Here is a 19662-nt window from a genome sequence, read left to right as displayed (position 1 = left end):
GGCCAAACGCCAGCCCGCAGCGTATGATGGGCTATGGCACCCAGACACGGCAAGAAATTCACCCTGACAAGCACTTTGGTCGCCGCGCAGATTCGCGCTGTGGGCGAGCAGCGCGGCTTTGCTGCCGCGCGCCTGCTGACACACTGGCCTGAAACAGTCGGCACCGCTTTGGCCGCCACCTGCCGCCCCGTTAAAATTACCTATGGGCGCGCGGGCGTGGGTGCGACACTGGTTTTGCTGACAACAGGTGCGCAGGCCCCCATGTTGGAGATGCAGCGCGACGAAATTCGGCAAAAAGTGAATGCCGTCTACGGCTATAATGCGATTGCGCGCATCCAAATCACCCAAACAGCTGCGGTCGGTTTCGCCGAAGGGCAGGCGCAATTTTCCCCTGCGCCGCCCGCAAAAGCAGCCGCCAACCCACCGGAAATTCAGCAAAAGGCGGAATCGATTACACATTCCGTTCAGGACACGGGTTTGCGACTTGCGTTGGAAGCGTTGGCAGCCAATGTTCTCGTCAAATCGAATGGAAAACCCAAGGGGGCCCAATGACCATCATTCGCAACATGGCGACTGCCGCTGCATTCGCTATCGCAGGCGGTTTTTATGCTGGGGGCGCAATGGCCCAAGACACCGCTGTGACCGAGGTTGCGCCCAGCACGATCACCGAAATGGCGATCGGTGCCGAAGATGCACCTATTACCTTTATCGAATACGCGTCGTTCACCTGCCCGCACTGCGCGAACTTCCACGACAACCAGTTTCAACAGCTGAAAGAAAACTACATTGACACCGGCAAGGTGCGTTTCATTTTCCGCGAAGTGTATTTCGACCGCTTTGGCCTGTGGGCGTCGATGATCGCCCGTTGCGGCGACAACAGCACCCGATTCTTTGGGATCAGCGATATTCTGTTCGAAAACCAGCAAAGCTGGATCGGCAGCGGCGACCCGGCCGAGATTGCCAACAACTTGCGCGCCATTGGCCGCGAGGCTGGCATGAACGACGCCACCATCGACGCATGCATGAACAACCAAGACTTGGCCCAGTCGCTGGTGGCTTGGTTCACGCAAAACGCCGAAGACGACAAGGTCAACGCAACGCCGACCCTGTTCATCAACGGCCAGCAATATTCCAACATGAGCTATGAGAACATCGCGTCCATTCTGGATGCCGAGCTGGCGAAGTAAAACTAAGGAGCGGACCGCAGGGTCTGCCCTTTTTGCAAAATGGGGGTCAGCGTGATGCGCTGGCCCCCTTCCATTTTGGGGTCGTTGTGACGCGCGGCGATAATCTCGGCGGCCTTCTGGCCGGCTTCGCGGCGGCAGGCGTCCATCGTCGCCAATCGCAGCGGCAAGCCATCCAGCAATTCGATATTGTTGAAGCCCGCCAAGCCGATATCGGCCGGGATGTTGCGGCCGCGGGCCAGCAATTCCAGCAAGCCGCCTGCCCCGACCATGTCGTTTGCGTAGTAAATGAAGTCGAGGCCGGGGACCTGGTCCAGCAGATTTGCTGTTTCCTCGCGCCCTTTTTGCAAGGCGGACGAACCCTCGTAGCGAACGCGCACGGCAATCTCGATCCCGTGGGCAGCCAATGCGCTTTCGAACCCCTCCAGCCGCTTGCGGGCGCGCAGGTCGTGTTCCATCCCCGTGCCGACAAAACCGATCCGGCGGTACCCTGCGGCGGCGATCGCCTCGCCCATCTGCTGGCCCGCACGGCGCTGCGAAATGCCGACCATGGCGTCAACCGGCTCGCCGTCGACGTCCAGAACCTCGACCACGGGGATGCCTGCGCGCTTCATCATCGCAACACTGGCTTCGGTGTGTTCAAGCCCTGCAATGATTACCCCCGACGGGCGCCACGACAGCATTTCGAACAGAACTTTTTCTTCTTTTTCAGGCGAGTAATCGGTCACCCCGACCACGGGCTGCAACCCCGTCCCGTCCAGCGTCGCCGAAATCCCCGAAAGAACCTCGGGGAAAACCATGTTGCCCAGCGACGGGATGACAACCGCCACCAGATTGACCCGCTGCGACGCCAGCGACCCGGCGATTTTATTGGGCACATAGCCAAGGCTGCGCGCCGCCTCTTGCACCTTCAGGCGCGTCGCCTCGGACACATCGCCCTTGCCGCGCAGCACACGGCTGACTGTCATTTCGCTGACGCCCGAGGCTTCAGAAACATCACGAAGGGTCAAAAGGCGCTGGCGCGGTCGTGTCACGGTCGTCCCCGAGGATCAATTTTCCCACAACACTAGCCTGCAGGCGCAAGATTTCCTAGCCTGCCAAAGGCCAAAGATTGACCTTTGCACCAAAATAGGGACAAGGGGCGCTGGGGCCCCGTAGCTCAGGGGATAGAGCGACCGCCTCCTAAGCGGTAGGTCGGTGGTTCGAATCCACCCGGGGTCACCATTATGCGCCAGCGGCCAATATGGCCTGCAGCCCCACGCGGTAGTTGGGGTAGCGCAACGTGATGCCAAGGTCTTCCTTGATCTTGCGGTTGCAGACGCGGCGGCTTTCCATGAAAAACCCGCGCGCCATAGGCGACAGGGCGGCGGTTTCAAAATCCTCGGCGGGGGGCAGCGGCAGGCCAGCGATTTCGGCGGCGTAGGCCACGACATCGGCATTCGGCGCAGGCAGATCATCGGCCAGGTTATAGACGCCGGGTGCGGGTGCCAGCATCGATGCGCGCAGCACTTGGGCAATATCGTCGACGTGGATGCGCGAGAACACTTGCCCTTCGCGAATGATGCGCCGCTGTGTGCCTGCACGCAGGCCCGCAAAAGGCGCGCGACCCGGCCCGTAAATACCCGAAATCCGGAAGATATGCGTTGCGCGGACAACATCGACCCATGACCGCTCGGCCTTGATGCGATCGCCCGCGCGGTTGCCAATGGGCGACACGCTGGCGGTTTCATCCACCCATGCGCCCTGCCGGTCGCCATAAACGCCGGTGCTGGATAAATAGCCGAGCCACGCGGGTTGGTGGTCGATGATGTCTTCGGCGATGGCCAGCCAGAACGGGTCAATCCCGCCTTCTGGTGCGGCAGACACCAACACATGCGTGGCCCATGCGACGTGCGGGGCCAGATCGGTATCGGGCAGCAGCAGCGGGGTGACACCCTGCATCTGCGCCATGCGTTCGGGGCGGCGGGTTGTGGCGCGCACCTCGGTGCCCGCTGGCAGCGCCCGCACCAGCGCCTCGGCCACATAGCCATGCCCCAGTGACAGCAGCCGCATCGTCATACCGCCGCAAACGTGCGGTCGAGCAGGTCTTGCAGGGCGACGGCATCGGCCTCGGTGAAGGCGGCGGGCTGGTTGCTGTCGATGTCGAACACCGCGATCAGATCGCCCGCGCCGTTGCGCACGGGCAGGACAATCTCGCTGCGGGTCGAGGATGAACAGGCGATGTGACCCGGGAAGGCCTCGACATCGGGCACCAGTTGCACGGTGCCGGTGCGCGCCGCCGCACCACAAACACCGCGCGAAAACGGGATCTGCAAACAGCCGTGGCCGCCCTGATAGGGGCCGATCTTCAGCATTTGGGGCGCTGTCACGCGGTAGAACCCCGTCCAATCAAAGCGTTCGTCAGCGTGGTGAACCTCGGCCGCGACGGTCGCCATCAGGGCCACGGCATCATCTTCGCCTGCCACCAGCGCGGCGACGGTTTTCGACAGTTCGGTATAATCGACAGTCATCGGAGTGCTTTCAGCCTAATTCATCTGAACTTGCAGCGCATAGACGCCGCCGGAAAACGGGCCGAACATGGTCGGCACATCGGGATGGCCCACAGGATCGCCCGATTGATCCAGCACCAGATTCTGTTCCGAGACATAGGCGACGTAATACGACTCCTCGCTCTCGGCCAGCAGGTGGTAGAAGGGTTGATCCTTGCGCGGGCGGATATCTTCGGGGATCGACTGGTACCACCCTTCGGAATTTGCAAATTCGGGATCGACGTCGAAAACCACACCGCGAAAATGATGCACGCGGTGACGGACGATCTGCCCCAAGTGGAATTTAGCGCGTGTCGTGAACATGGCCGCTCCTTGCATCTTGGGGTGATCTTGCCGGATCGGGGGCGATATGTCCATGCAGCGGCCCGATTTACCCCCGCGCCACACGTCTGCGTGAGGGTACCGGCGGGAAGGCGCGCGCGGATAAATACAAAGGTTCCCAAACCATCCACCTTGGGGTAAACTTGACGCAATAAAATAAAATATGGCCCGAGGCAGATGAGCAGAACTATTCGAGCCCTGTTGCTTGCGATTCTTGTCGCGGGCTGTGGCAGCCGTGAATTCAGCGCCCCCCGCAATCTGGACGATGCCTGCAGCATTGTGGCACAGCGCCCGCAGTATCTGCGCGCCTTTACGGCGACAGAACACAAATGGGGCGTGCCCGTCTCTGTGCAGATGGCGATCATCTACCAAGAAAGCAAATTCATCGGCAACGCCCGCCCCCCGCACCAGTATACGCTGGGTGTTTTGCCAATCGGGCGGCAATCCTCGGCCTATGGTTACAGCCAGGCGCTGGATGGCACGTGGGACGAATATGTCCAGATCACCGGCCGCCGCAGCGCGCAGCGCCACGAAATCCGCGATGCCACCGACTTTATGGGCTGGTATATGAGCGGCACCCGCAACGAGCTGAACATCCCCATGAACGATACGCGCAACCAGTATCTGGCGTATCACGAGGGCCGGAACGGCTACCGCCGTGGCAGCCACAATTCCAAAGCATGGCTGATGCGCATCGCATCCGAATTGGAAGGCCGTGCGATCATGTATGACGCACAGCTGCGGGCGTGCGGACGCATCTGAGTTTAGGCGGATCTGAATGTAAAAGCCCCGCCAGCGTAACTGGCGGGGCTTTTTGTTAGCGGCGTTCCCAGCGGCGCATTTCGGATTCGATGTTGAAGATCGAATCCGATAGCTGCCCGCCCAGCCTGATCTGCGAGAGACTGACCGTCGTGCGCCCGCCCGCTTGGTCAATCACCGTCCACTGCCACAGCGTCATCGGGTTGGTGGCGAATACCAGCTCGATCGATCCGTATTCGGGGTGGTCGGGGTCTTGCGCGGTTACGGTGGCCCGATCGCCCTGCACTTGCAGACCGCGCACCATATTGCGCCGCGACAGGTCGACATTGCGTTCCAAGATGATGTTCAGCGGTGTCTGGTTCAGCGGGTATCGGTCGGGCGGCAGGTTGGATCGCGGATCAAAGATCGCCAGCTGCCCGCCCGAGGCCAGCATCAGCGTATCATCCCCCGCATATTCGAACCGCAGGCGGCCCGGCCGTTTGATATAGATGGTCCCGCTGGACCGGCTGCCGTCTGAATTGGCTTGTGTGAACTGCCCTTCGACCGTTTGCAGCCCGTTCAAATAAGCCGAAATCTGATCCAGCGATACTTGCTGTTGCGCCAGCGCGGGCAGGCTGCTTGCCGCCAAGACGGGGGCGGCTGCGGCCAGACCGGCAATCATGTTACGTCTGTTCAGGATCATGTTTTTCCCCAAGGGCTTGTTTCCCTTAATGTCGGGGCGCAAAGCAGGGCCGTCAATGACGGCCCTGCAGTCAGCCGATAACAGAGGCGTGCGGCAGCCCCAAACCGGCGGGATTTCGCCCTGCCCTACGGCTCGGGCAGCAGAATGTCGCGCTTGCCCACGTGGTTTGCGGGGGTAACGACGCCCTGCTCTTCCATCTGCTCAACCAGACGCGCGGCCTTGTTATAGCCGATGCCCAGCTTGCGCTGGATGTAGCTGGTCGAACACTTGCGATCCCGCGCAACGATAGCAACGGCCTGATCGTACAGCGCGTCATCGCCCGTGCTGTTGCCGCCGGTGTTCAGGCCCAGCACAGCGTCGATGTCGCTTTCGGTGTCGTCATCGGGCCCCTCGACCACACCCGACTGGTAATCCGGCGGGCCATAGGTTTTTAGGTAGTTGACGATTTCTTCGACTTCCTCGTCCGACACGAACGGGCCGTGCACGCGCGTGACGCGACCGCCGCCAGCCATATAAAGCATATCGCCCATGCCCAGCAGCTGCTCGGCACCCTGCTCGCCCAAAATGGTGCGGCTGTCGATTTTCGACGTCACTTGGAAGCTGATCCGTGTGGGGAAGTTCGCCTTGATCGTGCCGGTGATCACATCGACCGAAGGCCGCTGCGTTGCCATAATCAGGTGGATCCCCGATGCGCGGGCCATCTGCGCCAGCCGCTGAATGCAGGCCTCGATTTCCTTGCCAGCGACCATCATCAGGTCGGCCATCTCGTCGACGATCACCACGATGAAGGGCAGCAGCTGCGGTTGTGTTTCCTCGGTCTCGAAGATGGGATCGCCGGTTTCTTCGTCAAAACCGGTCTGGACGGTGCGGCTGAACATCTCGCCGCGCGACAAGGCGTCGCGCACGCGGCCATTGTAGCCCTCGATGTTGCGCACACCCATGCGCGACATCTTGCGGTAGCGCTCTTCCATTTCCGCCACGACCCACTTCAGGGCGACGACGGCCTTTTTGGGGTCGGTCACCACGGGCGACAGCAGATGCGGGATGCCGTCGTAAACCGACAGTTCCAGCATTTTTGGGTCGATCATGATGAGGCGGCATTCGTCCGGCGACAGCTTGTACAGCAGCGACAGGATCATCGTGTTGATCGCCACCGACTTCCCCGAACCCGTCGTACCCGCGATCAGCAAGTGGGGCATCTTGGCCAGATTGGCGACGATCGCCTCGCCGCCGATGTCTTTGCCCAAAGCCAGCGGCAGGCGCATCTGTTCGTTGCCGTATTCACTGGCTTCCAGAATCTCGCGCAGAACCACTTTTTCGCGGCGGGCGTTGGGCAGCTCGATCCCGATGACGGTGCGCCCCGGAACGGTCGAAACGCGCGCCGACAGCGCCGACATCGAACGGGCGATGTCGTCGGCCAAGCCGATGACGCGGCTGGCTTTCAGGCCGGGCGCTGGCTCCAGCTCGTACATCGTCACGACGGGGCCCGGGCGAACCGAGACGATCTCGCCCTTGATGCCGTAATCCTCCAGCACAGTCTCGAGGAGACGCGCGTTTTCCTCCAACTGGTCGTCGGACAGGTCGTGCCGCTCGATCTCGGACGGGTCGCTCAGCAGGGCGATGGGCGGCAGTTCGTAATCGGCAAAGCGGCTTTTCTCGATCTGCGCGCGGCCCGCTGCTTGGCCCGAACGCTCTAGCGCGCCCATGCCGACGGCGCGCGTGACGCGGGCCTGCGGGTGGATTTGGGCAGTGCCCGTGCTTTCCCAGCTTTGGCCCGCATCCAACAACAGATCTTCGCCCAAGTCAGCCATGTCGGGGTCAAAGATGTTCAGCGGCGGCTCCTCGGCGGTGTTTGCGGCAACCAAGGGGCTGTTTTGCGTGAAATCGATGCCCTGCCCCGCAGTAGGGGAGGGGGGGCGCGGTGTTTCAAAACGGGGTGCATCAAAACGGGGCGCATCAAAGCGCGCCTCTTCGATGTGGGTATGGCTGGTCGCAGGTGCGTCAACCGCAGGGGCGCGCACAGACGGCGCGGGCATGTGCGGCACCATACCGGCAGGCGCAGACGGCATCGTCGGGCGCGGCGGAACGGGCGGCAGCACGCGGCCAGCCTGCTCAGCCCGCACGGCCGCAGGGGCGACCGGACGATGCGGCATCGGCGGCAGAACATGGTGGCCGGTAACCCCATCGGCCTGCACAGGCGCGGCGTGAACCTGCGGCGCAGTGGGCGTGTGGAAATGCGCCGGACGTGCGGGTTTTGGGGGCAGCACAGCCCAGCCTTCGCCATCATGCCCCATGTCGTGGTGCACGGCGGCGGGCGCAGCATAGGATGCAACTGGGGGCACCAGCGGCGCGGCCATTTGGGCCACCAGCGGCGCCATGGTTGCGGTCAAGGGCGGCTCGACCCGCAGGCCGGTATCGGGCAGCGCGGCGCGGCGCGGGCGCGGCACGGGTTGGGGGGCGACAAGCGGGTTGATCACCCCTTCGTCGTCTTTGCGCGCGGCAATCGCCTCGGAAATCTTGCTGCGAATGCGGTCGCCGTCGGGCATGCCCACCGCATCGGTGCGCGGCTGACGCGCAACCAATTCGGGTGTCGGCAGGTCGTTGCGCGGGAATTCACGGGCAGGCTCGATCCCGGCGGCGCGTCGGAAGATCCCCGAAGCGCGCGAGAGGAAACCGGCAGGCTCGCGCGCAGGCGGTTCGGTCACATCGTCAAAGCGGTGGATATGCGAGGCCACTTCATCCCACGCCGGCGGATAGGGCGCGGGGCCATCACCAAATGGGCGCGGCATGTCGTCTTCATCCAGACGCGCACGGGGCGGCATGGGGGCATCCTGCACGGCATCCAATGCAGGCGGCGCTGGCGGGATCGACGCTCCGGCTGCGGGGCGAATGACTGCCGCTTTGCGATGTGCAACTTCTGGGGTGAAGTCATCTAGCGGCGGGGCATTCACAGCCGCGCGAGCGCCATCACGCGCCGCGTCGCGGGCGAACATGTTGCCACGCGGGCGCTGTGCCTCGGCCGGGTCGTAGGCGGGTGTATCGTAAACGGGGACATCATAGCCCAGATCGTCATCCTCGACCACGAAATCGTCAAAGCCTTGGTCATCGTTATAGGTCTGGCTGCGCGCGGCTTGGCGGCTTTCCAAACGGCCCGCCAAATGCTGCGCCATGCCCGCCGATGCCCCCCGCGACAACGCCGAGGCGCTGCGCGACAGCGCCGCACCCCGATCCGCCGCGCCCTTGAGGAAACTGGCCCCGGCCAAAGCGCCCGCCAGCGACCCGCCAAAGACTGCAGCGCCCAAAGTGCGCACCTCACGCAGGGTTACGCCCAAGGCATAGAGGGTCATGCCAGCCCCGCCGACGAACAACAGCCCCGACAGCAGGCCCGTGGCAAAGGAATTGCCGATCGGCGCAACCGTCAGCAGCATGGACAGCACTGTATAGCCCAGCATGCCGCCCGCACGGTAATTATAGCTGCCTTGGCCTTCGGGGGCCAATGTCGCCAGAAACAGCGATGTGACGACAATCGCAACGGGGATGAACGTGGCGCGCGCCATGGCGCGGTCGTCACCACGGTGGAACACGAAACGCAGGCCCCACGCGACCATACCCAGCGGCACGATCCAAGCAGCCTTGCCCACCACCATGAACATCGGGTGCGACAAGGATGCGCCCAACGGCCCCAGCCAGTTGCGAACCGGCGCATCGGTGGCGTTCAGCCAGTTGGGATCTTCGGGGGAATGTGTGGCCAGCATGACCCATGCCAGCAAACCGGCAAAGGCGACGATGCCGCCGATCACCTCTTTGCCGCGACGCTCGATCAGCGCCTGTAGGTCACCGCCCAGCAATGGGTCGCGGTCGCGTGTTGGATAGGCCATCGCTTAACCCCCTTCGTTGCCGTAAAGACAGCTGCGGATCAGATGCAAGCCGCGCTCGGTCGTTTCCAGATCTTCCACCAGCGCGACACGGATATACCCCTTGCCGGGGTTGAAGCCGTCAATCTCGCGCGACAGATAGGCGCCGGGCAGAACCCGCACGCCGGTTTGCGTCCAAAGCTTGATGGCCGCTTCCTCGCCATCGGGGACGGGCAGCCACAGGAAAAAGCCGCCCTGCGGGGGCATATAGCCCGGCACGTTCCCGAAAATACGGTCGGCAATTGCGTATTTCTGCTGATAAAGGGCGCGACTTTCATCGACATGCGCCTCGTCCGCCCAAGCGCGCTCGGACACGCGCTGCAGCGGCAGCGGAATGGGCGCCCCGTTATAGGCCCGCAACTGCCGCATCAGCGCGACCGAGCGCGGCCCGCCAGCGGCAAAGCCCGACCGCAGCCCCGGCAGGTTCGACCGTTTGGACAGCGAATGGAAGATCACCACGCGTTCGGGGTCGGCCCCCATCGCATGGGCGACTTGCAGCGCGCCAGTGGGGGGGGCGTCGCGCCAGATCTCGGAATAGCATTCGTCCGCAAAAATCCGGAAATCGTGTTTCTCGGCCAGCGCGATCAGCTGCTGCCAGTATTCCGTACTGGCCACCGCGCCCTGCGGATTCGCAGGCGAGCAGATATAGGCGATCGTCGTGCGGTCCAGAACATCGGCGGGCAGCGACGCGAAATCGGGCAGATGCCCCGTGTCCGCGGTGGCGGGCACATAGACAGCCTCGGCCCCGACAGAAATGCTGGCGATGGCATAGACCTGATAAAACGGGTTCGGCATCAGCACCACGGGACGCTGGCCGTTTTTGGTTTCGGGCGACAGCGCCATGGCGGCGTTATACAGCCCCTCGCGCGTGCCGTTCAGCGTGACGATCTGCGCGGGCGGCACCGCAATGCCGTAGCGGCGCTGCAGCCACCCCGAAATGGCGCCCAACAGCTCGGGCGTGCCGTCGTTCGGGGGGTATTTGCTGAATTCGCCGACATGCGCGGCCAGAACCTCGGGCACGAAGGCCGGAAAGGCATGGCGAGGCTCGCCAATGGTCATAGAAATGGGCGCGCCACCTGCAGGCAGGTGGTCGATCAACGTGCGCAGGCGCGGGAATGCGTATTCCGGAAGGCCGGAAAACCGCTCGGGTTCGTTCATGGCTGCCTCAGGTCGGGGTCGTTTGGTGCCCCTTTTCATTGAAAACTATCGGAAAGACCGGCGGCATGTCCAGAAAAACGCGGCAGTCAAAGGGGGCTGCCGCGAAAATGTGGCAGATTCGCCCCCCTTTTTCAGGCCAAAGCCCGCTCGGCTGCGGCGGCGATCCGCAGCACCTTGCCCTGATCTTGCGGCAGCGCGTTCAACAGCAGGCCCGTCATCGGCGTGTCCAACGGCAAATTGACCGAGGCGAGGCCGAACAAATTGGCCAGCCGCGTGTTACGCAGCGCCATCAGATTAACCTTTTTATAATAGTCATCATCCGCAATCAGGCGGCTGACACTGGGCGCCACGATGGGCGCGGCCGGGCACAATATTGCATCGAACCCAGCGGTTTCAGCCGCATAGGTGCGGCGCAGCGCGTGCAGATCATCCCACGCGGCGATGTAATCGGGCGCGGGAACCTGCTGCCCCGCTGCGACGCGTTCGTAAATTTGGGCGAACATCTTTTCGGGCGCGGGGGTAATGTAGTCGCGCCAAAAGGCCCACGCCTCGGGGGCGTACAGCAGGGCGGCTAGGGGGTAGGCCGATGCCACAGCAGGCAGTGACAGCCGCGTGATGCTGGCCCCCGCCTGCCCCAGCCGCGCAATGGCGCGGTCGGTTGCATCGGCAACGGCGGGGTCCAGATCATCGCCCACCACGGTATCGAGCACCGCCAAGCGCACCCCCTGCAGGCTGGCATCCGCCAGATCGACCTGCGCCCCGCCCAAAGCGGCATCCAGCAACATCGCATCCTCGACCGAGCGGGCCAGCGGGCCGATCGTATCGAAACGGCGGCACAGCGGCACCACACCGTCCAGCGAATGCGCGCCGTGCGCGGGCTTGAAGCCAACCAGTCCCTGCCAAGCCGACGGCAATCGGATCGAGCCGCCCGTGTCCGACCCGATGGCCCCCGCCGCAAGGCCAAACGCCAGCGACGCTGCCGCCCCTGACGACGACCCCCCCGGCGCAAGATCATCGCCATGCACATTCGGGGCGGTTGCCGTCACCGGATTATAGCCAAGGCCGGAAAACGCGATCTCGCTGAGGTGGGTTTTGCCCAAAAACACAAGGCCCGCCTTTGTGCCGTCGCGCAGAATGGCCGCGTCTTCGGTGGGGATGCGCCCCTCCATCAGGGCGGTTCCCGCCTCGGTCGCGATATCTTTGCTGTCGATCAGATCCTTCCAGCTGACGGGTACGCCATCCAGCAGGCTGCGGCGGTTGCCTGCCCGCGCACGGGTACGGGCGGCTTCGGCCTCGGCTTTGGTGCGGGCTGGATGGGTGCGGGCGTAGATATGCGCGGCCTTGGGGTGCGCGGCGATGGCGTCCAGATAACACTCGGCCAGCGCGACAGGGTCGATCCGCCCTGTCCCGATCGCACGCCCCAGATCTGCCGCTGTGGCAAACAGCCAGTTTTCCATGATCCACCCCCTGCTTGTTGCTGCTACCCTAGCACGCAATCGCGCATGGACAATCGCCCGCGCGCGCCCTAGCACTTTGGCCATGGAATACGACGTTCTGATCATCGGGGGCGGGCTGAACGGGCCTGCGCAAGCGCTGGCGCTGGCGCGCGGGGGGCTGCGCTGCGCTGTCATTGACGCGATGCCGGTCGAAACGCGCAGCGCCGACCAGTTCGATGGGCGCAGCTATGCCCTTTCGGCCGGAACGGTGCGCATGCTGGGCCGCCTTGGCGCATGGCCCGCAGATCACGCCACCCCGATCCGCCAGATCAAGGTGACCGATGGCCGTGCGGGCGAAGGCCCTGCCCCCTTCATGCTGCATTTCAACGCGGCCGAGGGTGACGACGGCCCCATGGGCCAGATGATCGAAGACCGCTACCTGCGCCGCGCGCTGCTGTCGGCGCTGGCCGCGCAGCCGCGGATCGACCACATCGCCCCGGCCAAGGTCATCGCGCAGGCCGTCACCACCAGCGGCGCGCGTGTCACACTGCACGACGGGCGGGTGTTGCACGGGAAACTATTGATCGGTGCCGATGGCAAATCCAGCGGTACGGCCAGCCGCGCTGGCATCGACCGCAGCCCCCGCCCCTATGGGCAAATGGCTGTAACCTGCGCTATTGCCCACACTCTGCCGCATCACGGCATCGCCCACCAATTCTTTATGCCCGGCGGCCCGCTGGCCATTCTGCCCCTGCCCGACAACCGCAGCTCGATCGTTTGGAGCGAGGACGAAACCCGTGCCCGCGCGCTGATGGCGATGGATGACGCAGGCTTTCTGGCCGCGCTACGCCCCGCCTTCGGCAGCTTTCTGGGCGAGATCACACTGGCAACGCCCCGCAGCGCCTTTCCCCTTAGCCTGTCGCTGGCGGAACGCTTTGTCGCGCCGCGCGTCGCTTTGGTGGGGGATGCTGCGCATGGGCTGCACCCTGTGGCTGGCCAAGGGCTGAATGCGGGCCTGCGTGACGTCGCCGCGCTGACCGATGTAATCACCGCCGCGCGCCAACGCGGCGAGGATATTGGCGCGATTGATGTGCTGGCCCGTTACCAAACATGGCGCCGCCCCGAAATTCTGGCGCTGGCGCTGGTGACCGACGGCACGACGAAACTGTTTTCGAACGACAACAGCATGCTGCGGGCGGCACGCGACATCGGCCTCGGGGCGATCAACGCGCTGCCGCCCTTGCGCCGCGCCATGATGCGCGAGGCGGCGGGTATCAGCCCTAGCCTGAACGGCCTGCCTACGTTGATGGGGTAAAAACCTCGGCCGCCAGCGCATCCAGATCATCTGGCGGCAGCGGGCGGCGGCGCAGAACGCCGCGGTGCAGGTCGTTGGCCGCGCCTGCCCGATCGGCCATGTGGGCAAGCAGCAGCGCCGCAGCCTCGGGCAAGGCTAAACCGTGGCGCAGGGCAAAGCGCTTGACCGCAGGCTCGCGCATGACAATGCGATAGGGCGGCGCTTTGTCGGGGTCATAGCCGTTGGAAAAGTTCACGGCCCGACGCCGTCAACCGCCAGCATATAGCCCGACCCCCGCACCGTTTGCAGGTAGCGCGGCTGGCGGCTGTCAGGTTCCAGCTTGCGGCGCAGCCGCGTAATTTGCACATCGACCGCGCGTTCCTGCAGCGGCTCGGGGCCACGGCTCATTTCCTCGACCAACTCTGTGCGGGTGACCACGGCGCCCGCGCGCGCGGCCAGCACGCGCATCAACTGCGCCTCGGTCGCGGTTAGGCGCTGCAAGGTGCCGTGCAGCCACAACTCGCCGCGTTCGGCATCATAGCGGGCCGCGCCCATCTGTAGCACCTTGGGTTGGTTCGCCCGCAATTCCGTGGTCGGCGTGCGGCGCAGCACGGCATTGATGCGCAGCAGCAGCTCCTTCGGCTCGAACGGTTTCGACAGGTAGTCGTCGGCCCCAGCCTCCAGCCCCGAGATCCGGTCCGATGTCTCGCCCCGCGCGGTCAGCAGCAACACCGGCACCCCGAGGGTGCTGCGGATGTCGCGGCAGAACGTAATGCCGTTTTCACCCGGCATCATCACATCCAGCACCACCAGATCGAATTCCAGCCCCGCCAGCAAACGCCGCGCATGGGCCGCATCGCGCGCAGCCGTCACCAGAAAGCCGTTGCGCTGCAAGAATTTCTGCAGCAGCGCCCGAATGCGCGCATCGTCATCGACGATCAACAGATGCGGCTGATCCATGGTGGCTCTCCCTTGGTCTTTGACTAGCGCCCGCCGGTTACGGGGCCGGTCAGGATTTCATCGTCAGGCTTTCATAGATGCGCCGCTCGTCCAAATCCATCATTGCCTCAAGCACGGTGCGAAAACCAGCCACTGCTTCGGGGCCAGCGGCGCGATAGGCGCGCCGCATGCGGTCAGTCTGCACGTCGGCCAGCGCCTGTTCCAGCTTTGCGCCGTTCTCGGTCAGATAGAGGTGCCGCTCGCGCTTATCCTCGGGGCCGACACGGGAATCGATCATTTGGTCTTCGATCAATACACGCAAAACGCGGTTCAGGCTTTGCTTGGTAATGCCCAAAATGGTCAGCAGCCCGTTCACCGTCATACCCGGGCGGCGGTTAACAAAGTGCAGCACACGGTGATGCGCGCGGCCATAACCATAGTCGACCAGGATCCGGTCAGGCTCGCTGGTGAAGCCGCGATAGGCGAAATACATCGCCACGATTCCCTTGCGCAGCTGTTCATCCGTCAGGAACAGCAGGGCCTGCCCCCCCTGAAATCCGGCGCTATCGGACATGACGTCATCCTCTCATTCTTTTGACGCACAATATGTCAGCGTCGTTGACATTCCAAGTTCGAAGCATTACGAAAGCCACAATTTCGCGCAACATTATATCCATAATTACCTGTTTACGCGAAACAAGTGGAATTTGGAGGATACGGCGATGGCCGGGAACTATGATGATCGTGACGGCAAAATCTGGATGGATGGCAAGCTGGTCGAATGGCGCGACGCCAACGTCCACATTCTGACCCACGCGTTGCACTACGCCTCCTCGGTGTTCGAGGGAGAGCGGTGCTACAATGGCAAAATCTTCAAGGGTGTCGAGCACTCGAAGCGCCTGCGCGCGTCGGCAAACTTGTTGGATATGGAAATCCCCTATTCGGTCGAAGAAATCGAAGCCGCCAAATACGAGATGCTGAAAGCCAACGGCTGGACCGACGCCTACGTCCGCGCCATCGCGTTCCGCGGCGCTGGCCCCGAAATGGGTGTCTCCTCCGAAGGTAACCCCGTGCGTCTGGCGATTGCTGGCTGGGAATGGGGTGCCTATTACGGCGACGCGAAAACCAAGGGGGCCCGTATCGGCATCTCGAAGTGGAAGCGCCCCTCGCCCGAAACCATCCCCGTGGCCGCCAAGGCTGCCGGCCTTTACATGATCTGTACCATGTCCAAGCACGCCGCGCATGCGCAGGGTTATTCCGATGCGCTGTTCATGGATTACCGCGGCTATGTGGCCGAGGCGACCGGTGCGAACATCTTCTTCGTGAAAGACGGCGAAGTACACACCCCGCTGGCCGATGCATTCCTGAACGGCATCACCCGTCAGACCGTCATCCAACTGCTGCGCGAGAAGGGCATCACCGTCCACGAACGCCACATCGAGCCATCAGAGCTGGAAACGTTCGAGCAGTGCTGGCTGACCGGCACTGCCGCTGAAGTGACGCCGGTGTCCTCGATCGCCGACACTTATAACTACGAAATCGGTGCCCTGACGCTGGACATCGCCGAGACCTACGAAAAGTACGTCCGCAGCTAAGCCGCTGGGCAGAATTGAAAAGGGCGGCCTGTCGGGCCGCCCTTTTTCACGCAGGTGGAGTTACCTTGCGCTGGCGCGCGCGCTGCTTGCCCAGGTATTGCTCACGCAGGATAATCACGATGCCCGCCGCAATGATGATGGCCCCGCCGACCAACATGTTCACCGTCGGCACATCGCCAAACACCACATAGCCAATCACCAACGCAAACAACATCGACATATAGTCGAATGGCGCGACCAGCGATGCGTCGGCATAGCGGTAGGCCGATGTCATAAATATCTGCGCCAGCCCGCCCAGTAACCCTGCCGAGATCAGCAGCACGGCCTGCAGCGGTGTCGGCACCACCCAGCCAAACGGGATTGTCAGCAGCGACATCAGCGAAGCCGATACCGAAAACCAGAAAACGATCGAGGCCGTACTTTCGGAATCGACCAACCTGCGAACGATGATTTGCACCAGTGCGGCAAAAAACGCCGCTGCCAACGCCATCACCACACCCAGCGCACTGCTGGTGCCCTGCCCGCCCACCAGATTGGGCCACAGCACGATCAACACCCCGACCAGCCCCAACGCTACGCTGGTCATGCGAAAGGCACGCACCTTCTCGTGCAGCAGGACGGCGGCAAAGATTACGACCAGCAGCGGGGATGTGTAGCCGATGGCCGTTGCCTCGGGCAGGGTCAGGTAGGCGACGGCAGCAAACCCAAAGAGCATGCTGCTGGTGCCGATAACGCCCCGCATCAGGTGGCCCAGTGGGTTCGACGTGCGCAGGCCTGTCCGCAGCTCGCCCCGCGCCAGCAGCCATGCGAAGATGACCGGCGTCGCGAAGACGGATCGGAAGAATACCGCTTGCCCCGGTGGGATATCGTCAGAGACGTATTTGATCATGGATTGCATGACCAGAAAAAGAAGGACGGACAAGACCTTCAGCGCGATGCCATGAAGCGGGGACATTTGAGCGGCTTTTGGATTGGGAACCTAACGCCCCTGTGCCCGAACCGGCACGGAATGAAAAGCCCGATTAGGGCGCGCCGCGACACCTGTGGCCGCGGCGACAGCCCCCAGCGTCAAGCGTAGACGGATTCTTTGCCGAAATGCTTGGTCAGAAGGTAGTAAACAACGGCACGATACTTGTTGCGCTCGGATTTGCCGTAGGTCTCGATGACGGTCGCGATGGCGGCATCCAGCTCGGGGCTGTCGGGCAGACCCAGCTTTTTCATCAGAAAGTTCTTTTTGACGGTTTCAAGCTCGGTCGGGTCGCTGGCAGCCACGGTTTCGGAATCGGCGTTATAGATCGCCGGCCCCACCCCGATCGTCACCTTGGTCAGCAGCGCCAGATCCGGCTGAACACCGCATTTGTCACTGAGATCTGCTGCATACTTCGCGATAAGATCGTCTCGTTTGCCCATGGTCTACTCCTTCAAATAGATGGTGCATGTTCACCCCAGATGGACAGCAAGGCAAGCATGAATGCAAAAGGAAGGGCCGGGTGGATACCACCCGGCCCTTCGCCCTCGGGAATGCAACTAACCGAGGATCCTAGAAGCGCACTTGTGCGCCGACATAAACGTTGCGACCTGCACCGTTGCTGCCGTTATCAATACCCCACGGCACATAGACCTCGTCGCCGGCATTCGAAACCTTGGCCGTAACGGCAAGGTTGTCGGTGACCATGTAGCTGGCGAAGACGTCCCACAGGCCGTAGGATTCCGTCGTGTCCTTGGTGGTGTACGACGTGCCGCCAGCCGTGTAGCTGTAGGTCGCGCCAGCCGTCAAGTTACCGTCCAGGAAGTGACCGGCGACCGTCGCCGAATAGGTGCTGCTGGGTTGCAGGTCATAGTTCGAACCGTCTGCAATTTCCGATTTGGAATTCGTGTACGACAGGACGGCCGAGACGAATTCGTTCTCGTAGGTCGCCTCGATTTCCAGACCTTCGCTGCGCGTGGTGCCCGCGATGTTTTCGTAGCTGTAGATGTGGCCGGCCGGATCGGTGGTGATGGCGATGTAATCTTCGATATCCATCACGAAGTAGTCGATACGTGCGGTCAGGCTGTCGCCAGCGGTGAATACGTCAGACTTGTCGATGTTAAAGCCCAGCTCGCCCCCGGTCGAACGTTCGGTCTTCAGATCGGGGTTGGCGATCCAGTAGTACACGCCCAGACCGTACATGCTGTAGTCACGCACGGTGTCCATTAGGGTTTCTTGCACGGTCGGCGCGCGCGAAGTCTGATAGAGCGAGACGTAGCTTTGCAGCCAGTCGTTGCTGCGATACGCCAGTGTCAGCTTGGGATCGGCAACGAAGTCGTCCAAGGCGACATCGCCGGTGGCGACGGGCGAATTGGCACCGCCGACATAGGTGCCGTCAAGTTTGTATTGCGAAAGGCGCAGCGCGCCGGTGAATTCCCACGGCCCGTTGGTGAAGACGTTTTCGGTGAACAGCGACAGGCGCGCGCCCGTGCCGTCAACCGGGGTCAGGCCACCGTTGTTGCCGCCGACTTCGTCGTGGTTGTAGGTCAGGCCGTTGGTCGAGGTCAGGTCAAACGCGCCGAACGACAGCTCGCTGATGTTCTGGATGTTCAGGCCGGTCGTCGTGACGTTGTATTCGCGGCCGACAAAGGAACCAGTGCCGGTCAGACCCGCAAGGTTTTCGGTGCCGGTGAAGCTATAATAGATGTCGGCGGTCAGGTTGACCATGTTGCCCGACTGGAAGCCATACGACAGCTTGGCCAGATCCGATTTCATTTCCTGACGGTACGAGTTTGCGCCGAATTCAGCTTCCGTGTGTGTAACCAAGAAGTCGAGGCTTTGGTTCGCAGCAATATCATAACCCGCACGGGCCATATAACCCGAAGTGTCGCGATCCGAATTGCTGATCGTGGTGCCTTCGCCGTCTTTGGACTCATCAGCTGTGCGCTTGGTCACACCGGCCATCATCGAATACGGGCCGTTGATGTAGCCAGCGGCAACGGTGCGCTGGAAGTCGGAATCTTCGGTGCCGTAGCTGAGACGTGCAATACCCCCGAAGCCCTCGCCCGAGACCACGTCTTCGGCGCGCAGCAGGCGGAAGTTCACCGCACCTGCCAGACCCGAACCGCCCGCCGTCACAGCCGCGCCGCGGGTCACGTCGATCCCGTAGACGAAGGCCGATTCAACATAGGCATAGCTTTCGCTGTCGCCGCTTGCAGGATTGAAGCGGTAGTTCTGGGGCACGCCCTCGACTTCCATGGCGACACGGCCGCTGCCCGACAGGCCGCGTACGGAAACGGCGATACCCGGCTGACCGGCTTCGTTGTTGGTGGTCAGAACGCCGGGCGCTTGGCGCAGCACGTCGTCGATACGGGCGGTGCCACCTTGTGCGGTCACGGCGCTACCTTCCAGGATCGAGGTGTTTTCGCCTGCGTAAACGGGGGTGCCGTCCGCGGTGTAGCCGATCACGATGCGGCCAAGGACAAGGCCTGCGTCTTGGGCGACGGCCGGGGCGGCCATCAGCGCGATGCCCAGCGCCACGGCGGTCGAATTGATCAAACGAATGCGGTTGTTCATCGCGAACTTCCCTATGCAAAAACCTGCGCCGCGGCAGGCAAATATGAATGGAAGGTATGCAAAGCGGAAAGCCCGCCCAGACATAGCGCGCTGAAGCTTATCGTTTCCGCAAATGGGATGTCCGAAAGCTCTGGCTAGCGACCTGAAATTCGCGTTGCCAGACCCGACAAAAAAGATCAACAATTAAATTGTAAAGTCTAATGTGTGATGCACAAGCGCCATCATATCCGCGTTACAAGGCCCTTGGCCGCGCGGGTCATCGCCCCGCGCAGGCTGGCTGCGCGGGG

At 62.7% G+C, this 19662-nt stretch carries 19 protein-coding genes and 1 tRNA gene; 6 read left to right on the top strand and 14 right to left on the bottom strand.

The window, feature by feature from the left end:
• Positions 1-33: 33 nt before the first annotated feature.
• Together BVG79_RS11890 and BVG79_RS11885 are read left to right on the top strand one after the other, a co-directional pair.
• On the top strand, positions 34-552 hold the full coding sequence (locus tag BVG79_RS11890) for a DUF721 domain-containing protein (protein ID WP_085787093.1): 519 nt from the start codon (positions 34-36) through the stop codon (positions 550-552).
• Complete coding sequence (locus BVG79_RS11885) at positions 549-1187, top strand: DsbA family protein (RefSeq protein WP_085787092.1); 639 nt, start codon at positions 549-551, stop codon at positions 1185-1187. Before BVG79_RS11890 ends, BVG79_RS11885 begins: the two co-directional genes overlap by 4 nt.
• A gap of 2 nt (positions 1188-1189) precedes the next feature.
• Here BVG79_RS11885 and BVG79_RS11880 read toward each other — a convergent pair whose 3' ends face one another.
• Entirely contained in the window at positions 1190-2218 is a 1029-nt protein-coding gene (locus BVG79_RS11880; protein WP_085787091.1) for a LacI family DNA-binding transcriptional regulator, read from the bottom strand.
• 114 nt (positions 2219-2332) lie between these two features.
• Between BVG79_RS11880 and BVG79_RS11875 the strand changes: the two genes are divergently transcribed.
• Positions 2333-2408 (top strand) — tRNA-Arg (locus tag BVG79_RS11875).
• Here the strand turns inward: BVG79_RS11875 and BVG79_RS11870 are convergent.
• Genes BVG79_RS11870 through hspQ form a run of 3 tightly spaced genes read right to left on the bottom strand, consistent with a single transcriptional unit; the run spans position 2409 to position 4036 of the window.
• On the bottom strand, positions 2409-3236 hold the full coding sequence (locus tag BVG79_RS11870; RefSeq protein ID WP_085787090.1) for an SDR family oxidoreductase: 828 nt from the start codon (positions 3234-3236) through the stop codon (positions 2409-2411).
• 2 nt (positions 3237-3238) lie between these two features.
• A complete protein-coding gene (locus BVG79_RS11865) occupies positions 3239-3694 on the bottom strand; it encodes a GAF domain-containing protein (protein WP_085787089.1) in 456 nt (151 codons plus the stop codon).
• A gap of 15 nt (positions 3695-3709) precedes the next feature.
• Positions 3710-4036: a heat shock protein HspQ gene (hspQ, locus tag BVG79_RS11860; protein WP_085787387.1), complete on the bottom strand. Its 327-nt coding sequence runs from the start codon at positions 4034-4036 to the stop codon at positions 3710-3712.
• 195 nt (positions 4037-4231) lie between these two features.
• On the opposite strand from hspQ, the gene BVG79_RS11855 reads away from it, so the two are divergent.
• Complete coding sequence (locus BVG79_RS11855; protein WP_085787088.1) at positions 4232-4816, top strand: transglycosylase SLT domain-containing protein; 585 nt, start codon at positions 4232-4234, stop codon at positions 4814-4816.
• Between the two features lie 55 nt (positions 4817-4871).
• On the opposite strand, the gene BVG79_RS11850 is transcribed toward BVG79_RS11855, so the two are convergent.
• From BVG79_RS11850 to BVG79_RS11835, 4 genes are all read right to left on the bottom strand, one after another.
• Positions 4872-5495, bottom strand: a complete 624-nt coding sequence (locus BVG79_RS11850) for a LolA family protein (protein ID WP_157115693.1) — start codon at positions 5493-5495, stop codon at positions 4872-4874.
• Positions 5496-5620: 125 nt separating this feature from the next.
• Complete coding sequence (locus tag BVG79_RS11845; protein ID WP_085787087.1) at positions 5621-9373, bottom strand: DNA translocase FtsK; 3753 nt, start codon at positions 9371-9373, stop codon at positions 5621-5623.
• Between the two features lie 3 nt (positions 9374-9376).
• Entirely contained in the window at positions 9377-10567 is a 1191-nt protein-coding gene (locus BVG79_RS11840) for an aminotransferase class I/II-fold pyridoxal phosphate-dependent enzyme (RefSeq protein WP_085787086.1), read from the bottom strand.
• A 131-nt stretch (positions 10568-10698) separates the two neighbouring features.
• On the bottom strand, positions 10699-12024 hold the full coding sequence (locus tag BVG79_RS11835) for an amidase (RefSeq protein ID WP_085787085.1): 1326 nt from the start codon (positions 12022-12024) through the stop codon (positions 10699-10701).
• An 82-nt stretch (positions 12025-12106) separates the two neighbouring features.
• On the opposite strand from BVG79_RS11835, the gene BVG79_RS11830 reads away from it, so the two are divergent.
• The gene (locus tag BVG79_RS11830; protein WP_085787385.1) at positions 12107-13318 is read left to right on the top strand and encodes a UbiH/UbiF/VisC/COQ6 family ubiquinone biosynthesis hydroxylase; all 1212 of its coding nucleotides are present in this window, start codon (positions 12107-12109) and stop codon (positions 13316-13318) included.
• On the opposite strand, the gene BVG79_RS11825 is transcribed toward BVG79_RS11830, so the two are convergent.
• Genes BVG79_RS11825 through BVG79_RS11815 form a run of 3 tightly spaced genes read right to left on the bottom strand, consistent with a single transcriptional unit; the run spans position 13302 to position 14810 of the window.
• Complete coding sequence (locus BVG79_RS11825) at positions 13302-13553, bottom strand: hypothetical protein (RefSeq protein ID WP_085787084.1); 252 nt, start codon at positions 13551-13553, stop codon at positions 13302-13304. The genes BVG79_RS11830 and BVG79_RS11825 overlap by 17 nt on opposite strands.
• A complete protein-coding gene (locus tag BVG79_RS11820) occupies positions 13550-14257 on the bottom strand; it encodes a response regulator (protein ID WP_085787083.1) in 708 nt (235 codons plus the stop codon). Before BVG79_RS11820 ends, BVG79_RS11825 begins: the two co-directional genes overlap by 4 nt.
• 49 nt (positions 14258-14306) lie before the next feature.
• Positions 14307-14810 (bottom strand): MarR family winged helix-turn-helix transcriptional regulator, encoded by a 504-nt coding sequence (locus BVG79_RS11815; RefSeq protein WP_085787082.1) that lies wholly within the window; start codon positions 14808-14810, stop codon positions 14307-14309.
• Between the two features lie 148 nt (positions 14811-14958).
• On the opposite strand from BVG79_RS11815, the gene BVG79_RS11810 reads away from it, so the two are divergent.
• Positions 14959-15831 carry a branched-chain amino acid aminotransferase gene (locus BVG79_RS11810; protein WP_085787081.1) on the top strand — a complete coding sequence of 291 codons (873 nt, stop codon included), beginning with the start codon at positions 14959-14961 and terminating at the stop codon, positions 15829-15831.
• Between the two features lie 46 nt (positions 15832-15877).
• Here BVG79_RS11810 and BVG79_RS11805 read toward each other — a convergent pair whose 3' ends face one another.
• From BVG79_RS11805 to BVG79_RS11795, 3 genes are all read right to left on the bottom strand, one after another.
• Positions 15878-16786 carry a DMT family transporter gene (locus BVG79_RS11805; RefSeq protein ID WP_085787080.1) on the bottom strand — a complete coding sequence of 303 codons (909 nt, stop codon included), beginning with the start codon at positions 16784-16786 and terminating at the stop codon, positions 15878-15880.
• Positions 16787-16899: 113 nt separating this feature from the next.
• The gene (locus tag BVG79_RS11800) at positions 16900-17241 is read right to left on the bottom strand and encodes a DUF2853 family protein (protein WP_085787079.1); all 342 of its coding nucleotides are present in this window, start codon (positions 17239-17241) and stop codon (positions 16900-16902) included.
• Between the two features lie 130 nt (positions 17242-17371).
• On the bottom strand, positions 17372-19375 hold the full coding sequence (locus tag BVG79_RS11795) for a TonB-dependent receptor domain-containing protein (protein WP_085787078.1): 2004 nt from the start codon (positions 19373-19375) through the stop codon (positions 17372-17374).
• Positions 19376-19662: the final 287 nt, after the last annotated feature.

Source organism: Ketogulonicigenium robustum, from assembly GCF_002117445.1.
GTDB classification, from domain to species: Bacteria; Pseudomonadota; Alphaproteobacteria; order Rhodobacterales; family Rhodobacteraceae; genus Ketogulonicigenium; species Ketogulonicigenium robustum.
The sequence above is the reverse complement of the archived record's forward strand: the minus strand, read 5'-3'. Positions and strand labels throughout refer to the sequence as shown.